The sequence below is a fragment of the Streptomyces sp. MBT53 genome (genome assembly GCF_016654115.1).
In the GTDB taxonomy this organism is placed as follows: domain Bacteria; phylum Actinomycetota; class Actinomycetes; order Streptomycetales; family Streptomycetaceae; genus Streptomyces.
The window spans coordinates 1-5,123 of sequence record NZ_JAEQAZ010000339.1 but is presented as its reverse complement, the minus strand read 5'-3'; the positions used below and the strand labels follow the sequence as shown (position 1 = coordinate 5,123).

Annotated in this window: 5 protein-coding genes; 2 read left to right on the top strand and 3 right to left on the bottom strand. The window is 68.0% G+C overall.

All coding sequences use genetic code 11. The features are described 5' to 3' along the window. Both JHN45_RS50220 and JHN45_RS50215 read right to left on the bottom strand, forming a co-directional pair. Positions 1 to 2,335, bottom strand: a 2,335-nt coding sequence (locus JHN45_RS50220) for an HAD-IC family P-type ATPase (RefSeq protein WP_201056143.1), incomplete at its 3' end; no start/stop codon positions are given. A gap of 113 nt (positions 2,336 to 2,448) precedes the next feature. Beyond that, the gene (locus JHN45_RS50215; protein ID WP_201056142.1) at positions 2,449 to 2,718 is read right to left on the bottom strand and encodes a DUF2530 domain-containing protein; all 270 of its coding nucleotides are present in this window, start codon (positions 2,716 to 2,718) and stop codon (positions 2,449 to 2,451) included. A gap of 122 nt (positions 2,719 to 2,840) precedes the next feature. Between JHN45_RS50215 and JHN45_RS50210 the strand changes: the two genes are divergently transcribed. After that, positions 2,841 to 4,235: an NCS2 family permease gene (locus JHN45_RS50210; RefSeq protein ID WP_201056141.1), complete on the top strand. Its 1,395-nt coding sequence runs from the start codon at positions 2,841 to 2,843 to the stop codon at positions 4,233 to 4,235. On the opposite strand, the gene JHN45_RS50205 is transcribed toward JHN45_RS50210, so the two are convergent. Then, entirely contained in the window at positions 4,228 to 4,419 is a 192-nt protein-coding gene (locus JHN45_RS50205; protein ID WP_201056140.1) for a ribbon-helix-helix protein, CopG family, read from the bottom strand. The genes JHN45_RS50210 and JHN45_RS50205 overlap by 8 nt on opposite strands. Before the next feature lie 192 nt (positions 4,420 to 4,611). Between JHN45_RS50205 and JHN45_RS50200 the strand changes: the two genes are divergently transcribed. Beyond that, complete coding sequence (locus JHN45_RS50200; protein WP_019072529.1) at positions 4,612 to 5,049, top strand: MarR family winged helix-turn-helix transcriptional regulator; 438 nt, start codon at positions 4,612 to 4,614, stop codon at positions 5,047 to 5,049. The last annotated feature ends 74 nt before the right edge of the window (positions 5,050 to 5,123 follow it).

Below are 5,123 nucleotides of genomic sequence, written 5' to 3'. Positions count from 1 at the left end.
CCGCGATCCCCACCGCGACCCACGGCATGGTCACCCCCACCAGCTTCAACGCGAAGAAGTGCTGGAGCCAGGGCACGATCAGCACCACCACGAACGCGGCCCCCATCGAAGCCACCAGCGTGACTCTCCACCACGTGTACGGCCGGGCGATGATCGCCAGCACCCACATCGAGATCAGGAACAACGTCAGGGTCGCCGCACTGGTCTCCGCCCCCAACGACCCCTTCCCCGTGTAGTAGTGACGGGCGATCAGATACGTCACGAACGTCGCCGCCCCGGCGATCACCCCACCCGGGATCGAGTACCGCATCACCCGCCGCACGAAGTGGGGTTGCGCACGCTCCGTGTTGGGCGCAAGTGCCAGGAAGAACGCGGGGACGCCGATCGTCAGCGTCGACAGCAGCGTCAAGTGCCGCGGCAGGAAGGGATATTCGACCCGCCAGCACACCACCAGCACCGCCAACAACACCGAATACACGGTCTTCACCAGGAACAGCGTCGCCACCCGGGTGATGTTCCCGATGACCCGCCGCCCCTCGGCGACGACCGAAGGCAGCGTCGCGAAGCTGTTGTTGAGCAGCACGATCTGCGCGACCGCCCGGGTCGCCTCGGACCCTGAGCCCATCGACACCCCGATGTCGGCGTCCTTGAGGGCGAGCACGTCGTTGACACCGTCCCCGGTCATCGCGACCGTGTGCCCGCGGGACTGCAACGCCCCCACCATGTCCCGCTTCTGCTGCGGAGTGACCCGCCCGAACACCGTGCCCTCGTCGAGGGACTTCGCCATCTCCCCCTGATCCGAGGGCAGTTGACGGGCGTCCACGACCTGCCCGGTGAGCCCCAGCTTCCCGGCCACCGCCCCGACGGACACCGCGTTGTCCCCGGAGATCACCTTGGCGTGGACGTCCTGCTCGGCGAAGTACCGCAGCGTCTCCGCCGCGTCGGGCCGCAACCGCTGCTCCAACACCACCAGCGCGGTCGCCTCGGCCCCCCGCGCCACCTCGGGATCGTCCAGCTCGCCCGCGACCCGGGCCAGCAGTAGCACCCGTAGCCCCTGCTCGTTCAGCCGCCCGGTCTCGGCCAGCGCCGGATCATCCGCACCCAGCAACACGTCGGGCGCCCCGAGCAGCCACGTGCTGGACTCCCCGTCGCCCTCGCTGAAGGACGCCCCGCTGTACTTGCGCGCCGACGAGAACGGCAGCGACTCGACGCACCGCCACTCCTCGCTGTCCGGGAAGGCGGTGATGATCGCCTTTAGAGACGCGTTCGGCCGCGGGTCCGACTCGCCCAGCGCGCCCAGGACTTTGCGTACGTACGTCTCGTCGGCCCCGCCCAGCGGACGCAGCTCGGTGACGTCCATGCCGCCCTCGGTGAGCGTGCCCGTCTTGTCGAGGCAGACCGTGTCGACGCGGGCGAGCCCCTCGATGGCCGGCAGCTCCTGCACGAGGCACTGTTTCCGGCCAAGCCGGATGACCCCGATCGCGAAGGCCACCGAGGTGAGCAGGACGAGCCCTTCCGGGACCATCGGCACGATCCCGCCGACCGTCCGCGCGATGGAGTCCTTGAACCCGTGCTGCTTGACGACGAGTTGGCTGATGACCAGGCCGATCGCGGTCGGGATCATCATCCACGTCACGTACTTGAGGATCGTGGAGATACCGGTACGCAGCTCGGAGTGGACGAGCGTGAACCGCGAGGCCTCTTCGGCGAGTTGGGCCGCGTACGCCTCACGCCCCACCTTCGTCGCCTCGAACGCGCCACCGCCGGCGACCACGAAGCTCCCGGACATGACCGCGTCCCCCGGCCGCTTGACGACCGGGTCGGCCTCACCGGTGAGCAGCGACTCGTCGATCTCGAGCCCGTCGGCCTCGACGCACTCCCCGTCGACCACGACCTTGTCCCCGGGCCCGATCTCGATGAGGTCCCCGAGCACGATCTCCGACGTACTGACCTCGACGGCGGCCCCGTCCCGCCGTACCGTCGGCTTCGCCTCGCCGATCACCGCGAGGGAGTCGAGGGTCTGCTTCGCCCGCCACTCCTGGATGATCCCGATCCCGGTGTTGGCGAGGATCACGTACCCGAACAGGCTGTCCTGCAACGGCGCCACGAACAGCATGATCAGCCAGAGCACACCGATGATCGCGTTGAACCGGGTGAAGACGTTGGCGCGCACGATCTCGCCGAGGGACCGGCTGCTGCGCACCGGGACGTCGTTGACCTCCCCGCGCGCCACCCGTTCGGCGACCTCGGCGGTGCTGAGTCCATGGGCCCGCCGCGCCGGAACGGGCACGGGGTGCACAGGGTCGAGTTCGGCGCCCGCGTCGGTGTGCGTCATGCATTCGACGGTACGTGCGGATTTACGGCTTCACCCGCCGAGTGCCCGGAAGATCCGACCAGGGGAGGACGGCGGGCGGGGCGGCGTGATGCCGTGGTTGTAGGGGAGGGTCCTTACTCGGCAGCAGTCGCCGCAGAGGCCTCCGCCGCGCGCTTGAGGGCCGCGTCCCGCCCCCGGACGTACCAGATGCCGATCAGCCCGAGCCCGGCCCCGGCCAGGCAGGTCCACAGCCACCACAGATGACCGTGGTCGTCGAACCAGCCGTAGAAGGGGAGCTGTACCAGGAAGAGGACGAACCAGAGGATCGTGCCGCCGATGATGGTCGGGACGATCGGGCCCTCCAGGGGCTCCGGTGCCTCGTGTGTCGGTGTCCACTTCGCCATGCCCACAGCTTACGAGGCGGCGCAACACTCTCGGGTCTACGCGCGGAGATAGCGCCTGACGTCTTCATATGTTCATACTGAAACGGTTTCCGTCTGTCCACTTCTGCTCGTAGGAACATCCAATGCAGACCGCCCTCGACCGCTACTTCAAGATCTCCGAACGGGGCAGCAGCCTCCCCCGAGAGATCCGGGGCGGGTTCGCCACCTTCTTCGCGATGGCGTACATCATCGTGCTGAACCCGATCATCCTCGGCAGCGCGAAGGACATGTACGGGCACCACCTCGACAACGGCCAGCTGGTCACCGCCACCGCCGTCACCGCCGCGTTCACCACGCTCCTCATGGGTGTCATCGGCAACGTGCCGATCGCGCTGGCCGCCGGACTCGGCGTGAACTCCGTCGTCGCCCTCCAGCTCGCGCCCCGCATGACGTGGCCGGACGCGATGGGCATGGTCGTCCTGGCCGGCCTGGTCGTGATGCTCCTGGTCGCGACCGGGCTGCGCGAGCGCGTCATGAACGCGGTGCCCTACGGCCTGCGCAAGGCCATCTCCATCGGTATCGGCCTGTTCATCATGCTGATCGGGCTCGTGGACTCCGGGTTCATCACCCGCATCCCGGACGCCGCCCAGACCACCGTCCCGCTCCAGCTCGGCGCCGACGGTCACCTCAACGGCTGGCCGGTGCTGATCTTCATCCTCGGTGTGCTGCTCACCCTCGGGCTGATCGTCCGCAAGGTGTCCGGCGCGATCCTGATCTCGATCGTCACGATGACCGTCCTCGCGGTGATCGTGAACGCGGTCGCCACGATCCCCTCCTGGGGCCTGACCACCCCGAAGTGGCCCGGAAACCCGGTCGCCACCCCGGACTTCGGCCTGATCGGCAAGTTCAGCCTGTTCGGCGGCTTCTCCAAGGTCGGCGTGCTGACCGGCGTCCTGTTCGTCTTCACGGTCCTGCTGTCGTGCTTCTTCGACGCGATGGGCACGATCATGGGCATCAGCGACGAGGCCAAGCTGACCGACGGCGAGGGCAACATGCCCGGCATCAACAAGGTGCTCTTCGTCGACGGCATCGCGGTCGCGGCCGGCGGCGCCAGCTCCTCGTCGGCCACCACCTGCTTCGTGGAGTCCACGGCCGGCGTCGGCGAGGGCGCCCGCACCGGCTTCGCGAACGTCGTCACGGGTGCCCTCTTCGCCGTAGCACTGTTCCTCACGCCCATCGCCACGATGGTCCCCTCCCAGGCGGCCACCCCGGCCCTGCTCGCGGTGGGCTTCCTGATCCTGGCGGGCTCCGTCAAGGAGATCGACTGGGCCGACTACACCATCGCCGTCCCGGCCTTCATCACGATGGTGATGATGCCGTTCACCTACTCGATCACCAACGGCATCGGCATGGGCTTCATCACCTTCGTGGTGCTGCGCCTGGTGGCGGGCCGGGGCCGTGAGGTCCCGGTGCCGATGTATGTCGTGGCGGCGGTCTTCGGCTTCTACTACCTGATGCCGGCCCTGGGTCTCACGTGACCCCGTTGACCCCGTAGAACTTCTCTGTCTCCTCGACCGCGGTCTGGAACCGCTCGTCGAAGTCGTCCCGGATGAGCGTCTGGACCACGTAGTCCTGGACGCTCATTCCCCTTTTCGCCGCATGGTGCCGGAGCCGCTGAAGCAGCTCCCCGTCTATCCGCAGGCTGAGCACGCTGGTCCCCATACAGACGAGGGTCCGGGGCGGTTCCGGGCGGTGGGTGACGTTCCGCGCCGGTATCACTCATATGGGTGACGCGATGTTTGCCGGGGGTGCCCCCGGACCCCCGGGTTCAGTGGCCAGGGTCACGGGCATCTCGGCGTGTCCCCTGCGCGTCCGGTTGGTCTTTAGCGAGAGTAATGAGTTACGCTAAGGAACATGCCGGACCTTACCCATGGCGACGACGCTGCCGCTGTGAACTCCCTGCGGTCAGCCGTGATGCGGTTGTCCCGTCGACTCAAGCACCAGCGGGTCGACGAGTCACTGAGCCCCACCGAGATGTCGGTGCTGGGCACCCTGTCCAACTGCGGCAGCGCGACCCCGGGCGAGCTCGCTCGCAAGGAGCACGTGCAGCCGCCCTCGATGACCCGCATCGTGGCGCTGCTCGAGGCCAAGGGGCTGGTGCAGCTGGAGCCGCACCCCGAGGACCGGCGCCAGAAGGTCGTCACCAAGACCCCCCAGGCCGAGGCGATGCTCGAAGAGAGCCGCCGCAAGCGCAACGCGTTCCTGGCCGGCCTGGTCGACGGCCTCGACGAGGACGAGTGGGCGAAGATCGTCGCCGCCGCCCCCGTACTGGAGAAACTCGCACACCTGTAATCCCGTCTATGTAGGAGGCGACTTTTTTTGAGTCCGGGACCCGGAGCAGACTCCGCCCCCGCGCCAGCCACCCC

Bases quoted from the DNA above. Each gene is read 5' to 3' on its own strand.
- JHN45_RS50200 (WP_019072529.1), top strand. From the start codon at position 4,612: ATGCCGGACCTTACCCATGGCGACGACGCTGCCGCTGTGAACTCCCTG.
- JHN45_RS50205 (WP_201056140.1), bottom strand. From the start codon at position 4,419: ATGGGGACCAGCGTGCTCAGCCTGCGGATAGACGGGGAGCTGCTTCAG.
- JHN45_RS50215 (WP_201056142.1), bottom strand. From the start codon at position 2,718: ATGGCGAAGTGGACACCGACACACGAGGCACCGGAGCCCCTGGAGGGC.
- JHN45_RS50210 (WP_201056141.1), top strand. From the start codon at position 2,841: ATGCAGACCGCCCTCGACCGCTACTTCAAGATCTCCGAACGGGGCAGC.